Raw genomic sequence first — 23,959 nt, 5'->3', positions numbered from 1 at the left:
AATTGGTTTTCGTTAGCGTTTAATTGCCGCATAGGTCGAACCTTTTGAATCGACCCTACAAAAGAATGTCGATTTTATGAATTATTTAAGATTATCAAAATCAGTAGGTTACAAGTACGAAAACACCGCTAGAACCTTACAAAATAGGTTCATATTTAAATTCTTTCTAAATTGAACGGAATATTTTAAGTTCATTCCCACATCAACGACACAGCATACAACCACCAACAAAAAATACATGGAACACATTGTAATTATCGGAAATGGGATTGCGGGCGTTACGGCCGCAAGACATATCCGAAAGAATTCCGATAAGAAAATCACCATCATATCGGCGGAGACCGATTACTTCTTCTCTCGTACGGCGCTCATGTATGTTTACATGGGACACATGAAATTTGAGCATACGCAACCCTATGAAAACTGGTTTTGGAAAAAGAATCGGATCGAGCTGGTCAAGGGCTATGTCGATCAAGTAAACCATACGAGCAAAAAACTGGTCCTTTCCAACAAATCGGAAGTGGCGTATGACAAATTGATCATTGCAGTAGGATCCAAGCCCAACAAATTTGGTTGGCCTGGACAGGGCTTGGAAGGGGTGCAAGGACTCTATCACAAGCAAGATTTGGAAAATCTCGAAAAGAATGCGCCCAATAACAAAGTATGTAAAAGGGCCGTCATAGTTGGTGGAGGACTCATTGGCATCGAGTTGGCCGAGATGTTGGTCACCCGCAATATTCCCGTTACTTTTTTGGTACGGGAAACCAGTTTTTGGAATGGGGTGCTACCGAAAGGCGAATCGCAAATGATCAATGAACACATTCTAGAACATCACATCGATCTGCGTTTGGATACCAACTTGGTAGAAATAATTGCCGATGAAAACGGAAGGGCCAAAGCGGTAACAACCGATAAAGGTGACACCATCGAATGCAATGTCGTAGGTCTTACCGCCGGTGTCTCCCCCAATGTAGCCTTCTTGAAGGATTCGGGAATCGAACTGGGACGCGGTGTAAAAGTGAACCGGTATCTCGAGACGAATATTCCGGACATCTATGCCATAGGAGACTGCGCCGAACAGCATGAAGCCATCGGCAACCGTCGTCCGGTAGAAGCGGTATGGTATACAGGGCGGATGATGGGCGAAACAGTAGCCCATACTATCTGTGGCAATAAAAGACAGTATGATCCCGGACATTGGTTCAATTCGGCCAAATTCCTCGATATCGAATACCAAACTTATGGGTGGGTATTTAGCGAGCGCAATATGAAGGAAACGGAGCAGCATTTCCATTGGCGACATCCGAATGAAAAACTATGCATCACCATGGCCTATTGTCATAAGACACAGAAGTTTTTGGGTATCAATACATTTGGTATTCGTATGCGACATGAAATATTCGATCGTTGGCTGACCGAGGAACGTGATATACACTATGTGATGGAGCATCTGAAGGATGCCAATTTCGACCCCGAGTTTTATGCGCAGTACGAGGAAGAAATAGTGGCTAGCTATAATTCCGAGCTTGGGACTTCGATATTGCCTAAGAAAAAAAGCTGGAAAAGAATCTTCGAAAGAATATAACACCACATGCGAATTAAAACCATCTATAAACTACAACTAATACACTAACAACCCTAATATGAGCACTTACGATAACAACATGGCCCTTACAGGGGAGCCACCAAAAGCCTTGAACACAGGTCAAAAATTGGCGACACTGGTGGGAATGATCGGTTTGGGAATCTTAACCCTCAACCTGTTTAACCTAGAATTCCCAAATAGTGGATTATGGCTTACCATTTCTTTAGCAGCGATATTTGTTGGTGTAGTTTGGTTTTCCAAAGCGGCATACGGCCACAAGTCCAAGGGAATTAAAAATGATGGGGTTTGGTTCAAATCGATGTCCAGTAGAGGAGTCTTGGCCTGGATGGCGGGGATTGCCCTTACAGGATTCTATATCGTGCTTTACTTTTATCCCCAATATTTAGGCCTGGTAAAAGATGGTGAGAATACCGGGGTTATTGCCCTTTTCGATCCCTTGAGCAAAATGTTGAGTGGCAATCCGGCTAGCCAATGGTTTGTGTATGGTACGCTTTACACGGTTGCCATACTGGCTTTCGGGATTAAGTTCATGTGGAAGTACCGACATAACTCCTATGAAAAAATTCGAACGGTTAGTGTCATGTTTTTTCAGACCGCCTTTGCCTTTATCATCCCGGAAATCATGGCTCGACTTAACGGAGATCTGCCCTATTACGACTTGAAGAACATGTGGCCCTTGAACTACTATAATTTCGAACGGTACCGAGTCAACGGTTTCATCGATGCAGGTGATGTGGGCATGGCAATGTTGTTATTCGGTATCGCATCGATATTCATTATCAGTCCGATCCTTACCTATAAATTCGGGAAGCGCTGGTATTGTTCTTGGGTTTGCGGTTGCGGCGGATTGGCGGAAACCGCGGGGGATGCGTTTCGCCAATTAAGCGATAAGAGTAAATCGGCCTGGCAAATAGAGCGTTGGGTCGTACATAGTGTAGTCGTGTTCGTTACCTTGATGACCACTGCCGTGGTCTATTCGTATCTAGGAAACGACACTTCCAAATATTGGTTGACCAAGTCAACCTTCCTCCTTGGGGTCGGAACCATCTTGACCTTGGTCTTTGCTTGGGTAATGATATACAAAAGACAGGAGCTACAAAAAGATGCCAAATATGGGGCCATTGGCTATTTTGTAGTTATCATCACGCTGATCGGATTGCATTTTTTCAGTGGAGAAGGCAACATTTTCATATTCAAGTCGGAAACGCTTCGCACGACCTATAGCTTCTTGATCGGCAGTATTTTTTCAGGCGTCATCGGTACCGGTTTTTATCCCATTTTCGGCAATCGGGTCTGGTGTCGGTTTGGCTGTCCTATGGCCGCTATTTTAGGGTTTCAACAGCGCCTTTTCTCCAAATTTAGGATCACTACCAATGGAGGGCAATGTATTTCTTGTGGAAACTGCTCTACCTATTGCGAAATGGGTATCGATGTGAGGGCCTATGCCCAAAAAGGCGAGAACATAGTGCGTTCGAGCTGTGTGGGTTGTGGTATCTGTTCGGCCGTTTGTCCACGCGGGGTTTTAAAATTGGAAAATGGCCCTTTGGAAGGTCGCATCAACCCGACCGAAGTCCTCTTGGGCAACGACCCTGACCTGATGGCATTGGTAAACAACAAATAGGGCGAAATGTCGGTTAAGAAGTCTAAAAAATAAAGCGAAGAAAGAGTTGGATGTTAACTTATCGTTATAAGCCCGACCAAGTTTAAAAAAACTGTGTTTATTCAATCGTTCCTTCTGGCCTGCATGGTATCGTTCTTCGGATATGCTTCCAATGAAATGGCGGCATACCATAAGGAATATTATCAAAGCGGACATACAAAGTCCGAGGGCTGGCTAAAAAATGGAGAGAAAACAGGCTACTGGCGATACTACCATTCTAACGGAAGAATTTCGGAAAAGGGACATTACGAAAATGGGAAACGTCAGGAATATTGGTATTTTTATACCCCTAAAGGCTTTCTTTTAAAGGAAGGCCATTATCAGAATGGGATGAAGGCCAGCTGGTGGCTTTTCTATGATGATCGGGGCAAGTTGGGCCATAAATGCCAATTGAGCAATGGGAAGAAAAATGGTTTTTGCCTTCAATATCGGAACAACAAACTGATTGCTGCGGAAAAATATCGAAATGGTAAAAAAATCAAGTCTTGGTATAGTCTTAGCAGTTTTAAAAAGGACAACAATCTCTCTGATCTAAGGTGATGCGCTATATACTCCTGGTATCCTTATTCCTTTCCTTCCTAGAAATACACGCGCAAAGCGAACTCAACTTCCCGGATATCCAATACGGTATCGAACAAATCAAGGCCAATTGGGTAAGCCATCCCGATATTCAAGGCGGCGAAGACCGGGTTATTCTATTTCGAAACGTATTTACCGTCCACAATTCCGACCAAGACTTTATCATCAACATTTCGGCCGACAACCACTACTTTCTCTACGTAAACGGCTCGTTCGTAACCCACGGCCCACAGCTGGGCGACATGCAGCACTGGAAATTCGAATCGCTGAATCTCAAGGGCCTGCTCAAAAACGGAAAAAATATCATCGCCGTCAAAGTGGTGAACTATGGCAAAAAACGTTTTTTGGGTTTTCAAAGCCTTTACACCGCCTTAATGGTCAACGGGGTAACCGAAAATGCCAAAATGCTGACGACCAAAGGTCCTGATGACGGTTGGAAATGTGTTTTGGACAATTCGTATAAAGCCTCGGAGGTGCACTGGAGAAGCCCTGGGGAAAATCGAATTATTGGGGGCTTCTACGCCAACAATCCAACTGATTACATTACCATGAAACACCATCCAAAAGGTTGGGAGCAACCGGAATTCGATGATTCTGCCTGGCAAAAAAACAGCTTCTACGAAAGTACCGGCAGTATGGGTGGTTCCATCGCCTATTTGCTTGAGCCCAGGAACCTACCTCTATTAACCTGGGAACAGGAAGGTGTTGGTACCATAGTACGTTCCCAAAACATAGGTGCTACCTCGTTTCCCACGTCTGGAAACCTGCGTATTCCGGCAAACATCAAGGCTTCCTTTCTTATCGATAAAAAAGTGGTCACCAGTGGGTTTCCAGAACTTTCCTTCAGCGGAGGCAAGGGGGCGTCCATAAAGATAAGGTATGCCGAAAACCTCTTTGGGCCCAAAAAGGAAAAAGGAGACCGAAACCAAATCGAGGGAAAGGAATTGATCGGGTATTTCGATCATGTCCTTTCCGACGGAAGCCCTGGTCAGCAATTTCTTCCCACTTGGATGCGTACTTTTCGTTTTATCCAATTGGATATCGAGACGGGACCCTCGGAGCTCGTGCTCGACCGTCTCCAAAACTACCGTTCGCGCACTACCCTCGCATCGACCGCTACCTTTACGAGTGATAATGGGACATATAATGAGATTTTTGCTATCTGCAAACGTACCGTAGATCTGTGCACGCAGGATTATTTCCTGAGTGACGCGTATTATGAAACGATGCAGTACATAGGCGATACTAAGGTACATGCGCTCATCTGGCAAGCCCTTAGCGGTAGTCTTGCCCACACTGAAAATGCCCTTCGGCAGTTTCACCATTCCCGTGACGCCGAAGGAAATCTTCTAGGGGCCTACCCCTTGCGGTCTACTTTTATCTTTCCCACCTACTCCCTTATCTGGGTCGACATGGTGGCCGACCATTATGCTTTGACCGGAGACACGACAATCATTGAAAAATACAAAGCCGGAATTGCACATACCCTGAACGGATTCGAGAAAAACATGAAGTCGAACCACTTGGTCGACAGGACACGCTACCGTTATTTTGTCGATTGGTACCAAAATCCCGACAATGGGGGAGGTACCGCCACCAAAAATGGGGGAGAGAATTCGGCTGTAGTGAGCTTGCACTATGCACATGCATTGATGAACGCGGCCAATTTATTTGAAGCCGCCGGGGATACACATCAGGCAGCACAATTCGCTGATCGGGCGAATGAAATAAAAGGGGCCGTTTACGAACTTTGTTACGATTCGGATCGAAAACTGTTTGCGGAGCGTCCCGATAAATCGGTGTACGACCAACATACCAATATCATGGCCATTCTCACGGATGCTATTGCCCCATCTGAGCAAAAATCTCTGCTAAATAGTATATTACAGGACAAAAGCCTGCTGCAAGCCACCTATTACTATCGGTTTTATCTGTTCGAAGCCATCAAGAAGGTCGGGGTGCCCGAGCTCTTCGATTTGGCCCAACAACCTTGGGAGAAAATGGTCGCCGACCATATGACGACCACCTTGGAACGTTTCGAATCGACCACCAAACCCACCCGTTCGGAAGTGCATCCATGGAGTGCCTCGCCCGCTTATTTTTATTTGACCTATTTGGCAGGTATCCAATCCAAAGAGAACAACTTCGAAGAAATTCGGATTGCACCGGTATTCGGAATACTGCAAACCATTGAGGGGTCTATGCCGACCACTAAGGGAACCATTCATTTTAACCTTAAAAGATCCGAGGGTCGACTTTTCGCCGAAATCGTGCTACCAGAAAACATCAAGGGAGAAATCATCTGGAACGGAACGACGGAGACTCTTCGACCGGGAAGACATCAATACGAATTAAACCAATAGCATGTCGGAGAAAGACATTAGAGTGATTATTCCCGCCTTCAATGAAGCCGATTCCATCGCAAAGGTCATCGAGGAGCTCCCAAAATCGGTTTCGGAGATAATAGTTGTAAACAATAATTCAACAGACGCAACGGCCAAAAATGCCCGCAATGCCGGGGCTACAGTACTTACCGAGAAAAAAAAGGGGTACGGATATGCCTGCCTCTGTGGTATGGATTACATAGCGAAACAGTCCAAAGCACCCGACATCATCGTATTTATCGACGGAGACTATTCCGATTATCCGGAAGAACTCGAAAAAGTGGTAGCACCCATTTTAAATGATGGTATTGATTTCGTGGTGGGTGCGCGGGTGAAGCAACTGAGGGAAGAAGGCAGCATGACACCCCAACAAATTTTTGGAAATTGGTTGGCTACCAGCTTGATGAAATTACTGTTCGGGGCAACATTTACCGACCTCGGACCGTTTAGGGCTATAAAGTACAACCAATTATTGGCCTTGCAGATGGAGGACAAGACCTATGGTTGGACAGTGGAAATGCAACTGAAAGCACTGAAACAAAAACTGACATATACCGAAGTACCAGTACGTTACAAACGAAGAATTGGCATTTCAAAGGTGTCAGGTACCGTAAAAGGTAGTATATTTGCGGGCATAAAAATATTAGGTTGGATTTTCAAATACAGCATCAAATAACATGGGACTAACTATCGCTTATATCATCATCGCTATCTACAGTATCGCGTTGCTATTGATTTTTTTCTACAGCTTGGCCCAGTTGAATCTTTTAATCAACTATTTGGGCTACAAAAAACAAAACCAGAACGCACCGAAATTCAATCTGATGGATCCAAGGGAAATTCCCATGGTGACCATTCAGTTGCCCGTTTACAACGAAGAATATGTAATGCAACGACTCTTGGAGAACATTGCCAAGATCGAATATCCCAAGAGCAAATTGGAAATTCAGGTGTTGGACGATTCCACGGACGATTCCGTAGTCGATACCGCCAAATGGGTCAAGGAACTTCAGGAAACCGGACTGGACATTCAACACATTCGCCGTGAAAACCGACAAGGATTCAAGGCCGGAGCGTTGAAAGAAGGTCTTAAAATAGCCAAAGGGGATTTCGTCGCTATTTTTGATGCCGACTTCTTGCCCGACAGCGATTGGCTCAAAAAGACAGTCGTTTATTTCAAAGATCCCGAAATCGGGGTAGTACAGACCCGCTGGGGCCATATCAACCGCGACTATTCGGTACTGACTAAAATCCAGGCTTTTGCCTTGGATGCCCATTTCACCTTGGAACAGGTTGGCCGAAATGCCAAAGGTCATTTTATCAACTTTAATGGCACCGCAGGTATTTGGCGAAAAGAATGCATCTTGGATGCTGGAAACTGGGAAGGCGATACCCTCACGGAAGACCTTGACCTTAGTTACCGAGCCCAGTTGAAAAACTGGAAATTCAAGTATTTGGAGGATGTAGAAACACCTGCGGAACTTCCCGTGGTCATTAGTGCCGCTCGTTCACAACAATTCCGTTGGAACAAGGGTGGGGCCGAAAACTTTAGAAAATCGGTGTGGAGTGTGATCAGTGCAAAGAACATTTCGTTCAAGACTAAATTCCATGGCGTGATGCACTTGTTGAACAGTAGCATGTTCCTATGCGTCTTTATCGTCGCGATTTTGAGTATACCCACCATGTGGATCAAAAACATGTATCCCCAGTTCGATTTGGTATTCGATGCCTTGAGTTTCTTTATTCTGAGCACAGTAATCCTGTTCGTCTGCTATTGGTTTACCTATAAAAGTATTCAGGGAAGCAGCTTCGACAACTTCGTGGATTATATCAAACTCTTTTTTACCTTTTTTTCGGTAGCCTTGGGCTTCTCTTTGCATAATTCCATCGCTGTATTGGAAGGCCATATCGGTAAGCGAAGTGAATTTGTGCGCACCCCAAAATTCAATATCAATAGCCTAACGGAAAGTTGGAAAGGCAATAAATATCTGACCAAGAAATTGTCTCCTAATATGCTCCTGGAATTCGGCTTGATGCTTTATTTTCTCTACGGTATGTATTTGGCGATTCCCCTAAACGACTTTGGACTCTTCCCTTTCCATTTCATGTTGTTCATTGGTTTTGGATTTGTCTTTTTTAAGTCGTTGACGGCCCGGGCATAACTTCTTCCTCTCTGTTTATCATAAAGGGAAGCCACTTAACCGTTCTTTAATCGATATATTTGGTACTCCTTCAAGTAAATGTAGGACCGTACTACTCGCCCTGCCCTAACGAAAAGCCTCTTTGGCCATCGAATTGATATAGGTTTTCGGTTTTGATGACATCGAATTCCTCGTGATGCAATTTTGACAGGAGGGCAATCACACTTTCGTATTCAACTGCTTCATAAATGGGCGTTCCATCGATTTGGGCATTCGATGCCACAAAACGACACCTCCAATGATCGGTACAGAAGGTTTCCGGTGACCCATTAGGATAGACCTTCACTCCGCGGTTGGTAATCATTTTTAACTTCAACTGAAAGGCAGCCGCCTTGGATAACTTTTTACCGATTTCCTCCGGATCAGAACCCTGCCAGTCAATAAACACATCGACCCCTACCAACTCTTTTTGTAGCGCTTTGCGCGTAAAGGAGGGCATATTCATTTTCCCAGCTCCAGAAACCAGGTTGGTCGATTTTAACTTTTGCGGTTCTTGGCCCAAACAAGCAATGACCACTTCGGCAAATTGGGAGGTCGATACTTTTCGAACACTGACACCTTCTTGATAGATATCGGCCGTATGATGCCCACCCTCCAAGGCGGTCAACCAAGCATCCTCAATTGTTTTCGCCACCTCTGTCTGTCCTACATGGCGTAACATCATTATTGCCGCGTTCAGCAAACCGGAGGGGTTGGCTACATTCTGTCCCGCGATGTCGGGTGCCGAACCGTGAATGGCTTCGAACATGGCCACACGAAATCCAATATTTGCTGATCCCGCCATCCCCACCGAACCGGCGATTTCGGCCACAATATCCGACACGATATCCCCATATAGATTTGAGGTAACGATGACATCATACTCTTCCGGTCTCGCTGCCAAACGGGCCGCCCCGATATCGATAATCTGGGTTTCACTTTTAATGTTTGGATATTCTGCCGCAATTTCATCGAAGACACGATGAAAAAGTCCATCGGTCAACTTCATTATATTGTCCTTGAGCATACAAGTAACCTTCTTTCTATCATGTAAACGGGCATATTCAAAAGCATAACGAACAATTTTCTCGCAACCGGGCCGTGTGATCAGCTTTAAACATTGAACCACATCCTGGGTTTGTTGATGCTCGATACCCGCATAGAGGTCTTCCTCGTTTTCACGCACAACGACCACATCCATTTTCGGGAAATGGGTATGTATATAGGGGCTCAAGGAACGCACAGGCCGCACGTTCGCATACAACCCCAAGGTTTTTCGCAGGGTAACGTTTAGGCTTTTATATCCCTTTCCTTGCGGGGTGGTGATGGGACTTTTAAGAATGACTTTAGCGTCGTGAAGGGCCTCCCATGTTTCGGGAGCGATGCCCGAAGTGTTTCCAGCCAAATACGCCTGTTCCCCCAAGAGAATCGGTTCGGTCACGATTTGGGCCCCTGCCGCTTCCATAATTTTCAAGGTCGCGTCCATAATCTCCGGGCCGATACCATCCCCATGTGCAACCGCTATCTTTACTTTTTTAATGGTTCTTTTGTTTTCTATTCCTTGAGCTGCTACTTGTATGTTCATACGGTTTTAGTTATTGTTCGAGCAAAGATCATTAAACTAATTCATATATTATTATTTATAATAATTATTGAATACATATACATAATTTATATACGTACAGAGGTTTGACGCAGGTGGTAGGATATTCAATCCGAATCATTGACACATTAACATCTCGATAACACAACCGCTAGGTTTCTCCTCAAAAACCTTTAAATTAGTCCGTAACTAACAACCTTGCTAACAAGTGCCCAGCCAACTAGTGACCTATTGGAAATTGCACAGGACTTCGATCCTATTGGCCTTATTGGCAGGGCTCTTTTATTACACCTTTGCGTACCAGCTTGTTCGCACCGATTTTATAAAGCTACTGACCCTTTTTACGGCTCTGTTTTTCCTATGTTTTAAACTGATTCAATTCGAAAAGTGGAACTTTAAGTTTCTTCTTGCAGTCGGCATCCTGTTCCGACTGGTTTTTTTGGTGGCCGAACCCAATCTTTCCCAAGACTTCTACCGTTTTATCTGGGATGGTGAATTGGTCCGTCTTGGCTTGAACCCTTATTTACATCTTCCCGACACCTTGATCCAACAGGCCGATTTGGCCATCGCCAATGCCCAGATACTTTACGAGGGTATGGGAGGTTTGAGCTCGCGGCATTTTAGCAACTATCCGCCCTTGAATCAACTTATCTTTGGCCTAGTAGCCTTGTTGGGAGGAAAAAGTGTGTTCGGTTCGATCATCGCTATGCGGAGCGTTATTATCCTCGCCGACGTAGGTCTCTTCTATTTTGGTCGCAAGTTGCTTCGTAATCTCAACAAATCGCCCCATTTAATTTTTTGGTATTTTCTGAATCCCCTAATAATCATCGAACTAACCGGAAACCTTCATTTCGAAGGGGTCATGCTCTTCTTTTTTGTTTGGGCCCTCTACTTGCTATCGATAAAAAAATGGTTTCCTGCAGCAGTTATTTATGCTTTTTCCATTTGTGTAAAATTAGTGCCACTTCTGTTTCTACCTCTTTTTTTAAAATATTTTGGATTCAAGAAAAGCATCCTTTTCTATGTTGTAGTAGGTGTCACCTGTTCGCTGTTGATACTGCCATTTTACTCTTCCGATTTTATCGATAACTACTCAAAGACGGTCGGGCTTTGGTTTTCAAACTTCGAATTCAATGCCGGTTTGTACAACGGTATCAAAAAACTGGCCGTGCAGTTCAATGCGAAACCCTGGGAACTGATCAAGACCTATGGGAGGATTACCCCTTGGCTAACCATTGCGGTGGCCCTGTTGCTGACCTTTTTTCGCAACAATCAAAAACTTGGGGTCTTAATGGGTTCTATGCTCTGGTTGCTGAGCTTCTATTATTTTTCATCCTCCACCGTACATCCTTGGTATCTAATCTTCCTGGTCACCTTATGCATTTTTACCGAGTATCGCTTTGCTATCCTTTGGTCGGCAGTGGTGGTTTTGAGTTATTTTGCCTATTCCAATGGCGACTTTAAAGAAAACCTTGGGCTATTGGCGATTGAGTATTTTGCGGTATACGTCTTTTTAGGATACGAAATTATCACACGACAGGGTAAAAAAATGTTATTTCGCAAAAAATAGCGCACGTATCCCTTCAATTCAATATAATTTGTACATTTGGTGGGTAATGCAAAATGAACTACATTCTATTTCTATCCTTCTACCGATTGTTCCGGTACGTTCTTTTGCGCCCGTTCGTCGTCGCCCGTAAGGGTGCGCTTCCAATTTTGGAAATAGGTGAGTCCATTTCCGTTTTCGACCGAACAGTTTTCCCATTTAATTTTTAAAAAAAGTTTCAATGAACATCGTCATTGCTAACGAGTCCCATTTTAAGTATGCCCCGATCATTTGTGACACTATTGGCGAATCGGCCAAGGTAAGGGGCACGGGTATTGCCAAGCGTACCCCGGAGTATATCCATAAAAAATTGGAGAACGGAAACGCCGTCATCGCCTTGGATGGGGAGACCTTTGCCGGTTTTTGCTATATAGAAGTTTGGGGCCATAATAAATATGTTGCCAACTCAGGGCTCATTGTGCATCCGGACTATCGGGCGCAGGGATTGGCTAAAAAAATAAAGAAAAAGATTTTTGAACTGTCACGACAAAAATTTCCCGACGCCAAAATCTTCGGAATCACCACAGGCCTGGCCGTGATGAAAATTAATTACGAGTTGGGCTACAAACCCGTGACCTTTTCCGAATTGACCGACGACCCCGAATTCTGGAAAGGATGCCAAACTTGTAAGAATTTTGACATTCTCACGAGAACCGAACAAAAGATGTGCCTATGTACGGGTATGTTATACGACCCGAACGTTAAAGCAAAACAGGAAAACAAAGAAACAAAGAAAGTAAACAGCAAGGCCTTCCGAAGATTAAAGAGTATTAAAGAGAGCTTGTTCCTAAGTAAAAACAAAACAAAGTAACCCTGTCGTTTCGAGCGGATATCGAGATGCATCCTATCTTAAAATTCAATTCCGGTTCCGCTTGAAACGACATACTAGAATAGCAGATTATGAAAAAACTCGTATTGGCGTATAGCGGCGGATTGGATACCTCTTATTGCGCAAAATACCTTTCACGGGAAAAAGGATATGAAGTACACGCGGTCAGCGTGAATACCGGCGGATTTTCAAAAGAAGAAATTGCGACAATTAAAGAAAAGGCACTACAGTTGGGAGCCAGTTCCTACACTTCTATCGATGCGGTTAAGACTTTTTACGACAAAGTGGTCAAATATCTGATTTTTGGAAATGTCCTGAAGAACAACACCTATCCGCTATCGGTCAGTTCCGAGCGAATTGTACAGGCCATTGAAATCGTGAACCATGCCAAGAAAATTGGCGCCAAGTACATTGCCCATGGTAGTACCGGAGCCGGGAACGATCAGGTTCGGTTCGATATGATCTTCCAGATCATCGCCCCCGATATTGAAATTATCACCCCTATTCGGGACGAACAACTATCCAGGGAACAAGAAATTGCCTACCTCCAAAAACATGGCATCGATTATTCATGGGAAAAGGCGAAATATTCCATCAATCGAGGATTATGGGGTACCTCGGTGGGCGGAGAGGAAACCTTGACCTCGGAAAAACCGCTACCCGATAGTGCCTACCCTAGTCAATTGGAGGAGAAAACACCTTCCGAAGTAACACTTACTTTCGAAAGAGGGGAACTAGTGGCCATTAACGGTAGGCAAGATTCGCCCGTCGCGAATATCGAAAAACTAAATGCTATGGCCTCTAAGTATGCGATCGGAAGAGACATTCATGTGGGCGACACCATTATAGGCATCAAAGGCCGGGTCGGTTTTGAAGCTCCCGCACCACTCATTATCCTAAAAGCACATCATTTGCTCGAGAAGCACACCCTGAGCAAATGGCAACAGTACCAAAAGGAACAAATGGGTAATTTCTATGGAATGCTTTTGCACGAGGGGAATTATCTCGACGCCGTAATGCGAAATATCGAAGTATTTTTGACCGACACCCAAAAAACGGTCTCGGGGGAGGTGTTCGTAGGGCTCTACCCCTTCCAGTTTCGTTTGAATGGTATTTCCTCAAAGCACGATTTGATGAATGCCTCGTTCGGAAGCTACGGTGAAATGAACAAAGCCTGGACATCCGAGGACGCTAAAGGGTTTATCAAAATCCTTTCCAACCCTGGTAAGATTTATAACTATGTAAACCAAGATGATGATTAAAACAGGTATCATAGGTGGCTCGGGATATACCGGAGGTGAGCTGATACGTATTTTACTGCAGCACCCACAAGCCGAAATCGATTTTGTCTATAGTACCACAAGAGCTGGCAAAAAAGTGGCTTCTGCCCATCCCGATCTTACGGGTGAGACCGAAATGGAATTTACAGGGGGGGTGAACCTCGACATTGACGTGGTGTTTGTATGTTTGGGACACGGGAATTCAATTCAGTTCCTAGGTGATCATCAATTTTCGGCAAACACCAAGATTATCGACCTGAGCAATGATTTCCGTTTGCAGAAGGATGCCGCCTTGGGCGGAAAGCAATTTGTATACGGCCTGCCCGAGTTAAACAAGGAGGATATACAACGGGCAAACCGTATTGCCAATCCTGGCTGTTTTGCCACTGCGATACAGCTGGCCCTTTTACCTCTAGCGAAAGCAAATAGACTAGGAAGGGATGTACACATCAACGCCCTTACCGGAAGTACCGGGGCCGGTGTGCGCCCTTCCGAAACAACCCACTTTAGTTGGCGAAACAACAATGTGAGTTGGTACAAGCCCTTTACCCATCAGCATTTGGGAGAAATCGGTGAAAGCCTACGGTCGCTACAGGAAGACGTCGGCGAGTTGCTATTTCTACCCATACGGGGGAATTTCACCAGGGGTATCTTTGCCACATGTTACACCCATTTTTCGGGAAGCGAGGCGGCTGCCAAGGAACTATACCAAAAGTTTTATGCGGATGCGGTGTTCACCCAAATGGCCGAAGCACCCATTCATTTAAAGCAAGTCGTGAACACGAACCAGTGCCACATCCATGTGCACAAGCACAACGATACGCTTTTGATTACCTCGGCCATTGATAATTTATTGAAAGGGGCATCAGGACAGGCCGTACAGAACATGAACCTGATGTTCGGATTGGAAGAAACGATGGGACTGCGCTTAAAAGCAGGGGTTTACTAACGAAGGAAAACAGAATAAGAAAACTAAGATTATGAAAATAGCCATCATAGGAACCGGAAACCTGGGCCTATCCATTGCCAAGGGTATCTTGCACAGCAACGGGGCCACCAAGATGTACCTCACCAAACGCCATATCGAATCGATCAAGAACTTCGAAAACTATGGAAACGTCGTGGTGACGTCCGACAACAGGGAAGCAGTACAAAACTCCGATATCCTGATTTTTGCTGTCCAACCTGGACACTTTGCACAGATCCTGGAGGATACCAAAGACCTGTTAACGGATAAACACGTGGTCATCTCCACCATTACGGGATTCAGCATTGCCAAAATAGAAGGAATCATCGGAAAGCACAACTTCATCATCCGTAGCATGCCCAACACTGCTATTTCGGTGGGAAAATCGATGACCTGTATCTGTGCAAATACCATGGGTGAAAAACGTATTGAACTGGCGAAGGCCATTTTCAACAGAATGGGGCACTCACTGAAAGTACCAGAAGAGCAAATGCAGGCCGCCACGGTAATTTGTGCCAGTGGTATTGCCTTTTGGATGCGATTGATCCGCGCCACTACCCAAGGTGCCATTCAACTGGGATTCGACGCAAAGGAAGCCCAGGAACTCGCCATGCACACATGCGAGGGAGCCGCCAACCTATTAATCGAATCGGGCAATCATCCCGAAGAGGAAATTGATCGGGTGACCACCCCCATGGGTTGTACTATTCAGGGTCTGAACGAAATGGAACATCAAGGACTCAGCTCGTCGTTGATTCAGGGCATTGTAGCATCTTTCAATAAGATAACGGAATTTAAAACGAGATGAAAAACAAACACAAACGTCAAAATCAAATACAAAAACGAAAGGCAGGGGCTGTATTCTTGAATTTGATTTTTAAACTTGAATTTGAATTTGAAATATGAATCTATTCGATGTTTATCCATTATACGATGTAACCCCGGTTTCCGCCAAGGGCGTCGTAGTGACCGATGAGAAGGGAGAGGAATATTTGGATTTTTATGGGGGGCATGCCGTCATTTCCATCGGACACTCGCATCCACATTATGTCAGCCGTTTGAAAGACCAGTTAGACCAAATCGGCTTTTATAGCAATGCAGTCCAAAATCCGTTACAGGCAGCACTGGCTACCAAGTTGGGAAATCTTTCAGCCTGTGGGGATTACAACCTATTTCTTTGCAATTCAGGGGCCGAAGCCAATGAAAATGCCCTAAAAATGGCCTCCTTTCAAACGGGAAAATCAAGGATTATTGCCTTTCATAATAGTTTTCATGGTAGAACCTCCGCTGCTGTGGCGGCCACTGATAATCCGGCCATCAATGCCCCTATCAATCAATTACAACAGGTCACTTTCCTAGCGTTGAACGACCTGGCGGCCTTCAAAAGGGAGGTAGATAAAGGGGATGTGTGTGCAGTGATCCTGGAGGCCATACAAGGGGTCGGAGGACTGGATGAACCGACGACCGAATTCTATAAAAACATCGCTCGATTGTGCAAGCAAAACCATGTAGTATTGATTGCCGATGAAGTGCAGTCGGGTTTTGGCCGTAGTGGAAGGTTTTTCGGGTTCCAACATCATGACATCCAACCGGATATCATTAGTATCGCCAAGGGCATGGGCAACGGCTTCCCCGTAGGAGGTATTTTGATTCACGAGCATATCAAAGCCAGATACGGCATGTTGGGTACCACCTTCGGGGGCAACCATCTGGCTTGCGTCGCTACCCTGGCCGTTTTGGAAGTGATCGAACGGGAAAACCTCATCGAAAATGCTGCTGCATTGGGGAACTACTTTATCGAAAAAGCTAAGGAAATACCCCAAGTAAAACGGGTGAAAGGAAGAGGGTTGATGTTGGGGCTCGAATTCGATTTCGAAGTAGCCGAACTGCGTAAAGGATTGATTTATAATCAACATCTATTTACGGGAGGAGCCAAAGACAAACATGTACTTCGTGTTTTACCGGCATTGAATATCACCAAGGAGCATCTCGATATGTTTTTCGATGCACTTAAAAAAGAATTGTACAAAGCCTAAGATCGACACTGCGTCGGGACGAGTCCTGGCGCTTTTTTAAAACAAGGCCCGATGAGACCGTTTGGACTCTACGTTATAAAGGATAATGGACTCTCTCCTTCGAGGGAAGGATTGCAAAGAAATTAGTTATGAAACATTACCTATCTATCAATGACATCGACTCACTACCCGATTGGGTGACCGAAGCCAGGGAGTTGAAAAAAAACCCGAGGGCCCATCGATTACTGGGAGCAGAAAAAACACTATGCATGCTGTTCTTCAACAACAGCCTACGTACCCGCCTGAGTACCCAAAAGGCGGCAATGCACTTGGGAATGGAAGTGATGGTCATGAACTTCGGCACTGAGAGTTGGAGCCTGGAATTTGGAGATGGTACTGTAATGGATCAAGGAAGTGCCGAGCATATCAAGGAAGCAGCTAAGGTTGTGGCCCAATTCTGTGATATTGTCGCAATTCGCTCCTTCGCCGGTTTGAAAGATAAGGAAATCGATGCCGCCGACGTGGTGTTGAACGGATTTGTGGAACATGCCGCTATTCCCGTAGTGAACATGGAAAGCTCGATGGGCCACCCCCTACAGGCGTTGGCCGATGCGATTACGCTGGCCGAAAATGCACAAAAGAAAAGACCCAAGGTGGTACTTTCTTGGGCGCCTCACCCCAAGGCCCTACCCCACGCGGTTCCCAATTCTTTTGTACGGATGATGCAGCGACAAGAGGCCGATTTCGTAATCACCCATCCAAAAGGTTATGAACTCGACCCTTCAATTACCAAAGGAAGTACCATCGAATATGACCAATACAAAGCGCTGAAAGGTGCAGACTTCGTCTACGTCAAAAACTGGTGTTGTTATTCCGATTACGGTAGCGTGTTGAATCGGGATACCAGCTGGATGATGACAAAAGGGAAATTGGGCCAGGCGAAATTTATGCATTGCTTACCGGTGCGCAGAAATGTTGTGGTCGAAGATGCCGTCCTGGACGGATCTCGGTCATTGGTCATTGAACAAGCCAACAATAGGACCTATGCCGCACAGGTGGTGTTGAAAAAGATATTGGATAGCAATCCGTAAAAACCCAACTTCTCGGTGTAACTCATCGAATAACAACAGAAATTGACCAGCGAAGTTACACCGGGACGACATAGAGGCTCAAAAGAAGAAAATGGATTTATGAAACTTTCAATAATAAAAATCGGAGGAAACGTCATAGAGGGGCGTGAAGCGCTGAAACAATTTCTCGTATCCTTTGCCCAAATGGAAGGCAATAAGATCCTAGTACATGGTGGCGGAAAACTTGCGACCCGATTGGCCACCAAACTGGGAATCGAATCCAAAATGGTGGGTGGCCGCCGCATTACCGACGCCCAAACCTTGGAGGTCATTACCATGGTCTATGCCGGCCTGACCAATAAGAACATTGTTGCCGAATTACAAGCCCATGATTGCAATGCCATTGGGTTAAGCGGTGCCGATGGCAATACCATTCAGGCCCATAAACGTCCCGTTAAAGATATCGACTATGGCTTTGCAGGGGATGTTGATGGAATAAATACCGCTACCATCTCAAGATTATTGAGTGCCGGACTCACTCCTGTTTTTTGTGCCATGACGCATGATGGCAAAGGGCAATTATTGAATACTAATGCCGATACGATTGCATCCGAACTGGCTATTGGCTTGAGCAAAAGCTATAAAATCACCCTGTATTACTGCTTTGAAAAAAAAGGGGTTTTATTGGATATTTCGAACGAGGACTCCGTCATCGAACATATCGATTCAAAAAAATATCAAGAGCTTGCAACGGAGGGCATCATAGCCGATGGAATGCTGCCCAAACTCGAAAACTGCTTTCATGCCTTGCATCACGACGTACACCAAGTCTGTATCGGCGATACTTCGATGATTTTGCCCGGAGCAGACTTATTTACTACTATAACCTTATAAAAATGGAACAGGAAACACTCACGGAAAAGGCATTGGAGCTATTGAAAAAATTGATTTCCATTCAATCGTTCTCTGAGGAAGAAGACCAAACAGCTGAGGCCATTCAAGACTGGTTCAAAGCTTTCGACATTCCTTTCCAAAGGATAAACAACAATGTGTTTGCCGTTAACAGACACTTCGATGAGCGAAAGCCCACCTTGCTCTTGAATTCGCACCACGATACGGTAAAGCCAAACAAGGCCTATACCAAGGATCCCTTTCTTCCTCACATAGAGGACGGAAAGCTCTATGGACTGGGAAGTAATGATGCCGGCGGGGCTTTGGTTTCGCTGCTAGCGACCTTTACGTATTTTTATGAAGCCGAAAACCTCGACCACAACATTTTGATGGTCGCCTCAGCGGAAGAGGAGAACGCAGGAAAGAACAGTTTAAGGGGCTTGCTCCCCAGTTTACCAAAAATCGATGTGGCCATCGTAGGCGAGCCTACCCAGATGCAGTTGGCCATTGCGGAAAAAGGGCTAGTGGTCTTCGATGCGGTCGTGAAAGGCACCCCTTCGCATGCGGCGCATCCGAACGGCGACAATGCTATATATAATACGATCGAAGTATTGGATTGGTTTAAAAACTATACCTTCGGGAAGGTCTCCGAAGCCTTGGGAGCTGTGAAATTGACCGTAACCCAAATCAACGGCGGCAGTCAGCACAATGTGGTGCCCGCGCAGGTAAATTTGGTCATCGATGTGAGAGTCAATGATCAGTACACCAATTCGGAAATTGCCCATTTGCTAAAGTCCGAGGCCCCGTGCGAGCTGCAGGAACGCGGGCTGGACCTAAACTCCTCGGCGATTGCCAAAGACCACCCCTTGGTACGGTCGGGCATTTCCCTGGGCAGGGAAACGTATGGTTCGCCTACGCTGTCCGACCAAGCGGCCCTGAGCTGTCAATCATTAAAACTGGGACCGGGAGACAGCACCCGTTCCCATTCGGCCAATGAGTATATTTACGTACATGAAATCGAGGAAGGAATTGATTTGTATATTAAAATTTTAAAAGGATTTTTAAAAAAAATTAAGACCTGAGATTTTAGATTCATTGGAATCGGTCTTAGTCTTACGTCTACAATCTAACATCTGAACAAATGAAACTCTGGGACAAAGGTTTTAGCACCGACCAAAAGATAGACCATTTTACCGTAGGTAACGACCGGGAACTGGATTTGCACTTGGCCAAATACGACGTGATAGCCTCTAAGGCCCATGCAAGGATGTTGGGGAAAATCGGATTGTTGACCCAGCAGGAAACCACAGCCTTGGTCGATCAACTGAATACCATTGCATTGGCTATTGAAGAGGGCCGTTTTACCATTGAGCAGTCGTTCGAGGACATGCATTCCAAAATCGAATACCTTCTTATCGAAAAGCTGGGGGACACCGGAAAGAAAATACATACCGCACGATCCCGGAACGACCAAGTATTGGTCGCCATGCATTTGTACTTAAAGGCAGAGCTTACAGACATCAAGGCAGAAACCAAGACCTTGTTCGATTTGCTGCTCAATTTGGCGGAACGATACAAAAAGGTGCTCCTTCCCGGCTATACACATTTACAGATTGCAATGCCATCCTCCTTTGGACTTTGGTTCTCAGCTTATGCGGAAAGTCTAATCGATGACTTATATTTCATCGATGCGGCCTACAAAGTGGTCGACCAAAATCCTTTAGGTAGTGCTGCTGGTTACGGAAGTTCGTTTCCGATCGACCGAAGCTTTACCACTGAGGAAATGGGTTTTGAAACCTTGAAATACAATGTGGTCGCTGCCCAGATGGCACGTGGAAAAGTAGAGAAAGCCACCGCCTTCGGAATGGCCAGTATCGCTTCCACCCTATCCAAACTGGCAATGGACATCTGTCTCTATATGAGCCAGAATTTCGATTTTATCTCCTTCCCCGATGAACTGACGACAGGTAGTAGCATCATGCCCCATAAAAAGAATCCGGACGTGTTTGAACTGGTCAGGGCCAAATGCAACAAGTTGCAGGCGGTGCCCAACCAATTGGCCTTGGTCATCAATAACCTTCCCAGCGGCTATCATCGCGATTTGCAATTGGTAAAGGAAATTATTGTACCTGCCATTCAGGATATGAAGGCCAGTATTGAGATTTTGACATTCAGTTTAAAGGAAATTCGTGTGAACGAAAACATTCTTCAAAACCCCAAATACGATTATCTTTTTAGTGTGGATACCTTGAACGAACTCGTACAAAAAGGAATGCCTTTTCGCGACGCCTATAAGCAAATGGGGCAGCAAATTCAACAAGGTACCTTTACCCCAAAACGCGATATCGAACACACCCATGAGGGCAGTCTGGGGAATTTGTGTTTGGATGAAATCCGGAAGAAAATGCAACAGGTAATTTCTATGGATAGGTGACTCTTCCGGTTATTGTATCATTCCCAAATTAATAACCTCCTGCTCGCTTAGGTATCGCCAATGGCCACGGGGAAGGTCCTTTTTGGTGAGCCCGCCATAAACCACCCGATCGAGTTTTACGATTTCATATTCCAACTCCTCAAAAAGGCGACGTACGATATTGTTCCGGGTACTATAAATTTCAACACCCACCTGATTCTTAGGCGCCTTATCGACGAAACTGATTTCCTTTACCTTCACCACTTTTTCATCGACCGGCAACCCTTCTTGAATTTTTTTTAAATCGGCACTTCGGAGCGGTTTGTTCAGTTCAACGTGATACAACTGTCGAAGCCCGTTTTTTGGACTGTTTAACCGCTTGCCCATTTCGCCGTCATTGGTGAACAACTGGAGTCCCATGCTGGCTTTATCGAGTTTTCCCACTGGTTTCAATTCCGATTTGGATGCCTTTGAGATGAGGGAAAGAGCAGTACGACGGCCTTTGTCGTCACGTCCGGTGGTAGCAAAATCCTTAGGTTTGTTCAGCAATACGTATTCTCTTTTCGCAGGATTGAGCAAACGCCCATCGAACTTTACCTCATCGGTCAGTCGCACCTTATGGCCCATTTCAGTAATGGGCTTACCGTTTACGGTTATATTGCCTGCCGCAATATAAATATCGGCCTCACGCCGGGAACAGACCCCTGAGTTGGCCACATAGCGATTTAAGCGAATTAAATTAGGGTCTGAGGGTTGCCGAGGCCCCGTTTTTTTTTTGATCGGGGCATTTCCGCGAGCGTAGCTCTTTTTTCGATAAGCACCCCCCTGTCTTCCCGATCGTTTATTGTCTTTGTTAAAGTCTGACCTACCCATGGCTTCATTTTTGGCAAAGGTACACAAGGGTTTTGGATGTACTTGCCTTCCGGCCCTAGGATTTCGTCATTCGTTCTTGAATACGCCTCTTAAATACCTGGGCATAACCGCTCGAAAATGCTTACCGATAATCAGGGATTGGGGTTAATCCTTGAAAAATGTGGTGGACTGGCGCTCCCGATTCACCGATAGCTTTGTGACATCGGGTCGTGAGTAGTGTCCTACTGGGTCAAAGCTCTGCCGCTCCTCATACACCCGGTTGAAATCCAAGGTTTCAAAAATCAGTCCTTCTTTTTGTAATACCGGACTTAAAATCCATTCCCCATCGGGACCCGCAATGCAGGAACCCCCATTGGCCAACACCTCCGGGGCCTTTCTCAGGATAATATCCAAGTGTGGGGTATCGGTTGGAAAATCTTCCTTCCGCATCAAGGAGGACACCGAAATTACGAAGCTACGCGATTCCCTGGCAATAAAACGGGTAATATCCCTGGTGTTATGCTCGCTTCCTGGCCATACGGCGACATGCAGATTTTCCCCTTGGCCATACAAGGCGGCACGTGGCAAGGGCATCCAGTTCTCCCAGCAGTTGAGCCCACCCACGGTAAATTGCTTCAAGGAGTGTACTCGTAATCCATTCCCGTCGCCTGGGGCCCAAGTAAGTCGTTCGTCATAAGTGGGCTGTAATTTTCGATGTACGGAACGAACTACCCCCGTCATATCAATGTAGACCAATGAGCAATAAATACTGTTTCCCCCACGGTCTTTTGGACGTTCAATAATTCCAAGATATACGGCAATACGCTTGTTTTTGGCCAGCTGACAAAGCGTATCGAGTTCTCCCTTTTCTATCTGTATGGAATTTCGAACATAGTGTGCATGCAACTCTTTGTTCACCTTGAGATTCCATGACGCACCCTCAGTTAACGCCAACCAAAAGGGATAGCCAGGTAACAGTGCCTCCCCGAAAACGATCAATTCAGCCTTTTCATTTGCGGCATCGACAACGGTCGCTTCGATTTTTTGAAGGGTCTCCTTTTTGTTCAACCAAACCGGTGCTATTTGCGCCAAGGCTACTTTTAGATGATTTTCCATGAAAGTAATCGATTTAAAACTAGATCTACATCGATCAATAAAATACTGAATACGCCGACGATGATGACAAACTTCAATATGTTATGCAACCAAACATAGTCTTTTTTAGTATTGGAACGCCAAAGCAACATTAGAAACAGAACCAGCAACAGAACGCATCCTTTAAAATAGTAGTCCATCGAACCGATTTCGAATTTTTTTATCAGCAACCAGGAAGGGACTAACGTTAGTAGAATTAAAATGGATATCCCGATTTTAGAGATTCTTGCCCCATAGATTATCGGAATCGTCCTGTAATCTTGGGCAAGGTCCCCGGCGATATTCTCGAGGTCTTTGATCATCTCCCGAGCGAGCATGAGGCAAAAAAGAAAAATAGCGTGTACAAAAATGACGGTTTCAAAGTTTTTGTAATACACAAATACCGCGAAGAAGGGTGCTATGGCCAACGTTACCGAAACGACATTCCCGACAAAAGGAACTTTCTTTAGCTTGTGGGAATAAAACCAAATACCAAAAATGTAAGCCGAAAAGAATACCACAGCTTTAAAGGAGACATAGCTGGCAGCGAATACAGCTAGAAAATTAAGTAAGAAATAGGTGGTTAGTTTAAAACGTTGGCTTACCAGACGATCCAACATACTTTTACGTGGCTTATTGATAAGGTCTTTTTCGGCATCGTAAAAATTGTTGATGATATAGCCACTGGCAATGACCATGGCGGATGCCAAGACTATTAAAAAAAGATTGATGTCGAATACCACCTTCCTAAGCTGCAAATCGGGCGACAATATAAAAATCGAGGCCAGATACTGGGCGATTACAATGATGAGAATGTTGTAACCCCGCACCACGGAAAACAGGCTCAACAACTTTAAAAGCAAGAGCTTGTTCTTTCGACTTAACATGTA

At 45.2% G+C, this 23,959-nt stretch carries 21 protein-coding genes; 16 read left to right on the top strand and 5 right to left on the bottom strand.

Annotated features, from left to right (window positions below):
• The first annotated feature begins 238 nt into the window (after positions 1-238).
• From FK220_RS15145 to FK220_RS15120, 6 genes are all read left to right on the top strand, one after another.
• On the top strand, positions 239-1,585 hold the full coding sequence (locus tag FK220_RS15145) for an NAD(P)/FAD-dependent oxidoreductase (RefSeq protein WP_152575180.1): 1,347 nt from the start codon (positions 239-241) through the stop codon (positions 1,583-1,585).
• Between the two features lie 58 nt (positions 1,586-1,643).
• A complete protein-coding gene (locus tag FK220_RS15140; RefSeq protein ID WP_152575179.1) occupies positions 1,644-3,227 on the top strand; it encodes a 4Fe-4S binding protein in 1,584 nt (527 codons plus the stop codon).
• Positions 3,228-3,350: 123 nt separating this feature from the next.
• A complete protein-coding gene (locus FK220_RS15135; RefSeq protein WP_152575178.1) occupies positions 3,351-3,806 on the top strand; it encodes a toxin-antitoxin system YwqK family antitoxin in 456 nt (151 codons plus the stop codon).
• Complete coding sequence (locus FK220_RS15130) at positions 3,806-6,208, top strand: alpha-L-rhamnosidase-related protein (RefSeq protein WP_152575177.1); 2,403 nt, start codon at positions 3,806-3,808, stop codon at positions 6,206-6,208. Before FK220_RS15135 ends, FK220_RS15130 begins: the two co-directional genes overlap by 1 nt.
• Position 6,209: 1 nt before the next feature.
• On the top strand, positions 6,210-6,905 hold the full coding sequence (locus FK220_RS15125; protein WP_152575176.1) for a glycosyltransferase family 2 protein: 696 nt from the start codon (positions 6,210-6,212) through the stop codon (positions 6,903-6,905).
• Between the two features lies 1 nt (position 6,906).
• Entirely contained in the window at positions 6,907-8,391 is a 1,485-nt protein-coding gene (locus FK220_RS15120; RefSeq protein WP_152575175.1) for a cellulose synthase family protein, read from the top strand.
• Between the two features lie 91 nt (positions 8,392-8,482).
• Here FK220_RS15120 and FK220_RS15115 read toward each other — a convergent pair whose 3' ends face one another.
• On the bottom strand, positions 8,483-9,994 hold the full coding sequence (locus FK220_RS15115; protein ID WP_152575174.1) for an NADP-dependent isocitrate dehydrogenase: 1,512 nt from the start codon (positions 9,992-9,994) through the stop codon (positions 8,483-8,485).
• A 226-nt stretch (positions 9,995-10,220) separates the two neighbouring features.
• Here FK220_RS15115 and FK220_RS15110 point away from each other — a divergent pair, with 226 nt between their 5' ends.
• Positions 10,221-11,582: a mannosyltransferase gene (locus FK220_RS15110; RefSeq protein WP_152575173.1), complete on the top strand. Its 1,362-nt coding sequence runs from the start codon at positions 10,221-10,223 to the stop codon at positions 11,580-11,582.
• A gap of 71 nt (positions 11,583-11,653) precedes the next feature.
• On the opposite strand, the gene FK220_RS15105 is transcribed toward FK220_RS15110, so the two are convergent.
• Positions 11,654-11,800: a hypothetical protein gene (locus tag FK220_RS15105; protein ID WP_166204937.1), complete on the bottom strand. Its 147-nt coding sequence runs from the start codon at positions 11,798-11,800 to the stop codon at positions 11,654-11,656.
• On the opposite strand from FK220_RS15105, the gene FK220_RS15100 reads away from it, so the two are divergent.
• From FK220_RS15100 to argH, 9 genes are all read left to right on the top strand, one after another.
• Positions 11,800-12,429 carry a GNAT family N-acetyltransferase gene (locus tag FK220_RS15100; protein ID WP_152575172.1) on the top strand — a complete coding sequence of 210 codons (630 nt, stop codon included), beginning with the start codon at positions 11,800-11,802 and terminating at the stop codon, positions 12,427-12,429. The genes FK220_RS15105 and FK220_RS15100 overlap by 1 nt on opposite strands.
• Before the next feature lie 89 nt (positions 12,430-12,518).
• A complete protein-coding gene (gene argG, locus FK220_RS15095; protein WP_152575171.1) occupies positions 12,519-13,709 on the top strand; it encodes an argininosuccinate synthase in 1,191 nt (396 codons plus the stop codon).
• Positions 13,702-14,676 carry an N-acetyl-gamma-glutamyl-phosphate reductase gene (argC, locus tag FK220_RS15090; RefSeq protein WP_152575225.1) on the top strand — a complete coding sequence of 325 codons (975 nt, stop codon included), beginning with the start codon at positions 13,702-13,704 and terminating at the stop codon, positions 14,674-14,676. Before argG ends, argC begins: the two co-directional genes overlap by 8 nt.
• Positions 14,677-14,707: 31 nt before the next feature.
• A complete protein-coding gene (gene proC, locus FK220_RS15085; RefSeq protein ID WP_152575170.1) occupies positions 14,708-15,502 on the top strand; it encodes a pyrroline-5-carboxylate reductase in 795 nt (264 codons plus the stop codon).
• A gap of 94 nt (positions 15,503-15,596) precedes the next feature.
• On the top strand, positions 15,597-16,730 hold the full coding sequence (locus tag FK220_RS15080) for an aspartate aminotransferase family protein (protein ID WP_152575169.1): 1,134 nt from the start codon (positions 15,597-15,599) through the stop codon (positions 16,728-16,730).
• A gap of 128 nt (positions 16,731-16,858) precedes the next feature.
• Positions 16,859-17,800 carry a Rossmann-fold NAD(P)-binding domain-containing protein gene (locus FK220_RS15075; RefSeq protein WP_152575168.1) on the top strand — a complete coding sequence of 314 codons (942 nt, stop codon included), beginning with the start codon at positions 16,859-16,861 and terminating at the stop codon, positions 17,798-17,800.
• A 99-nt stretch (positions 17,801-17,899) separates the two neighbouring features.
• Positions 17,900-18,673 carry an acetylglutamate kinase gene (argB, locus tag FK220_RS15070; RefSeq protein ID WP_152575167.1) on the top strand — a complete coding sequence of 258 codons (774 nt, stop codon included), beginning with the start codon at positions 17,900-17,902 and terminating at the stop codon, positions 18,671-18,673.
• 2 nt (positions 18,674-18,675) lie between these two features.
• The gene (locus FK220_RS15065; protein ID WP_152575166.1) at positions 18,676-19,752 is read left to right on the top strand and encodes a M20 family metallo-hydrolase; all 1,077 of its coding nucleotides are present in this window, start codon (positions 18,676-18,678) and stop codon (positions 19,750-19,752) included.
• A gap of 59 nt (positions 19,753-19,811) precedes the next feature.
• The gene (gene argH, locus FK220_RS15060) at positions 19,812-21,104 is read left to right on the top strand and encodes an argininosuccinate lyase (protein ID WP_152575165.1); all 1,293 of its coding nucleotides are present in this window, start codon (positions 19,812-19,814) and stop codon (positions 21,102-21,104) included.
• A 9-nt stretch (positions 21,105-21,113) separates the two neighbouring features.
• Here argH and FK220_RS15055 read toward each other — a convergent pair whose 3' ends face one another.
• The 3 genes from FK220_RS15055 to FK220_RS15045 all read right to left on the bottom strand — a co-directional run bounded on the left by FK220_RS15055 (position 21,114) and on the right by FK220_RS15045 (position 23,956).
• Positions 21,114-21,956, bottom strand: coding sequence for a pseudouridine synthase (locus tag FK220_RS15055; RefSeq protein ID WP_152575164.1), 843 nt, complete (start codon positions 21,954-21,956; stop codon positions 21,114-21,116).
• A gap of 144 nt (positions 21,957-22,100) precedes the next feature.
• A complete protein-coding gene (locus FK220_RS15050) occupies positions 22,101-23,051 on the bottom strand; it encodes a carbon-nitrogen hydrolase family protein (protein ID WP_152575163.1) in 951 nt (316 codons plus the stop codon).
• Entirely contained in the window at positions 23,036-23,956 is a 921-nt protein-coding gene (locus FK220_RS15045; protein WP_152575162.1) for a geranylgeranylglycerol-phosphate geranylgeranyltransferase, read from the bottom strand. Before FK220_RS15045 ends, FK220_RS15050 begins: the two co-directional genes overlap by 16 nt.
• Positions 23,957-23,959: the final 3 nt, after the last annotated feature.

Origin of the sequence: Pelagihabitans pacificus, from assembly GCF_009371985.2 — a bacterium.
In the GTDB taxonomy this organism is placed as follows: domain Bacteria; phylum Bacteroidota; class Bacteroidia; order Flavobacteriales; family Flavobacteriaceae; genus Pelagihabitans; species Pelagihabitans pacificus.
The sequence above is the reverse complement of the archived record's forward strand: the minus strand, read 5'-3'. Positions and strand labels throughout refer to the sequence as shown.

Bases quoted from the DNA above. Each gene is read 5' to 3' on its own strand.
- FK220_RS15050 (WP_152575163.1), bottom strand. From the start codon at position 23,051: ATGGAAAATCATCTAAAAGTAGCCTTGGCGCAAATAGCACCGGTTTGG.
- FK220_RS15075 (WP_152575168.1), top strand. From the start codon at position 16,859: ATGAAACATTACCTATCTATCAATGACATCGACTCACTACCCGATTGG.
- FK220_RS15065 (WP_152575166.1), top strand. From the start codon at position 18,676: ATGGAACAGGAAACACTCACGGAAAAGGCATTGGAGCTATTGAAAAAA.
- FK220_RS15055 (WP_152575164.1), bottom strand. From the start codon at position 21,956: ATGGGTAGGTCAGACTTTAACAAAGACAATAAACGATCGGGAAGACAG.
- FK220_RS15140 (WP_152575179.1), top strand. From the start codon at position 1,644: ATGAGCACTTACGATAACAACATGGCCCTTACAGGGGAGCCACCAAAA.
- argH (WP_152575165.1), top strand. From the start codon at position 19,812: ATGAAACTCTGGGACAAAGGTTTTAGCACCGACCAAAAGATAGACCAT.
- FK220_RS15045 (WP_152575162.1), bottom strand. From the start codon at position 23,956: ATGTTAAGTCGAAAGAACAAGCTCTTGCTTTTAAAGTTGTTGAGCCTG.
- argC (WP_152575225.1), top strand. From the start codon at position 13,702: ATGATTAAAACAGGTATCATAGGTGGCTCGGGATATACCGGAGGTGAG.
- FK220_RS15080 (WP_152575169.1), top strand. From the start codon at position 15,597: ATGAATCTATTCGATGTTTATCCATTATACGATGTAACCCCGGTTTCC.
- FK220_RS15100 (WP_152575172.1), top strand. From the start codon at position 11,800: ATGAACATCGTCATTGCTAACGAGTCCCATTTTAAGTATGCCCCGATC.
- proC (WP_152575170.1), top strand. From the start codon at position 14,708: ATGAAAATAGCCATCATAGGAACCGGAAACCTGGGCCTATCCATTGCC.
- argB (WP_152575167.1), top strand. From the start codon at position 17,900: ATGAAACTTTCAATAATAAAAATCGGAGGAAACGTCATAGAGGGGCGT.
- FK220_RS15135 (WP_152575178.1), top strand. From the start codon at position 3,351: ATGGTATCGTTCTTCGGATATGCTTCCAATGAAATGGCGGCATACCAT.
- FK220_RS15130 (WP_152575177.1), top strand. From the start codon at position 3,806: ATGCGCTATATACTCCTGGTATCCTTATTCCTTTCCTTCCTAGAAATA.
- FK220_RS15115 (WP_152575174.1), bottom strand. From the start codon at position 9,994: ATGAACATACAAGTAGCAGCTCAAGGAATAGAAAACAAAAGAACCATT.
- FK220_RS15145 (WP_152575180.1), top strand. From the start codon at position 239: ATGGAACACATTGTAATTATCGGAAATGGGATTGCGGGCGTTACGGCC.
- argG (WP_152575171.1), top strand. From the start codon at position 12,519: ATGAAAAAACTCGTATTGGCGTATAGCGGCGGATTGGATACCTCTTAT.
- FK220_RS15120 (WP_152575175.1), top strand. From the start codon at position 6,907: ATGGGACTAACTATCGCTTATATCATCATCGCTATCTACAGTATCGCG.
- FK220_RS15125 (WP_152575176.1), top strand. From the start codon at position 6,210: ATGTCGGAGAAAGACATTAGAGTGATTATTCCCGCCTTCAATGAAGCC.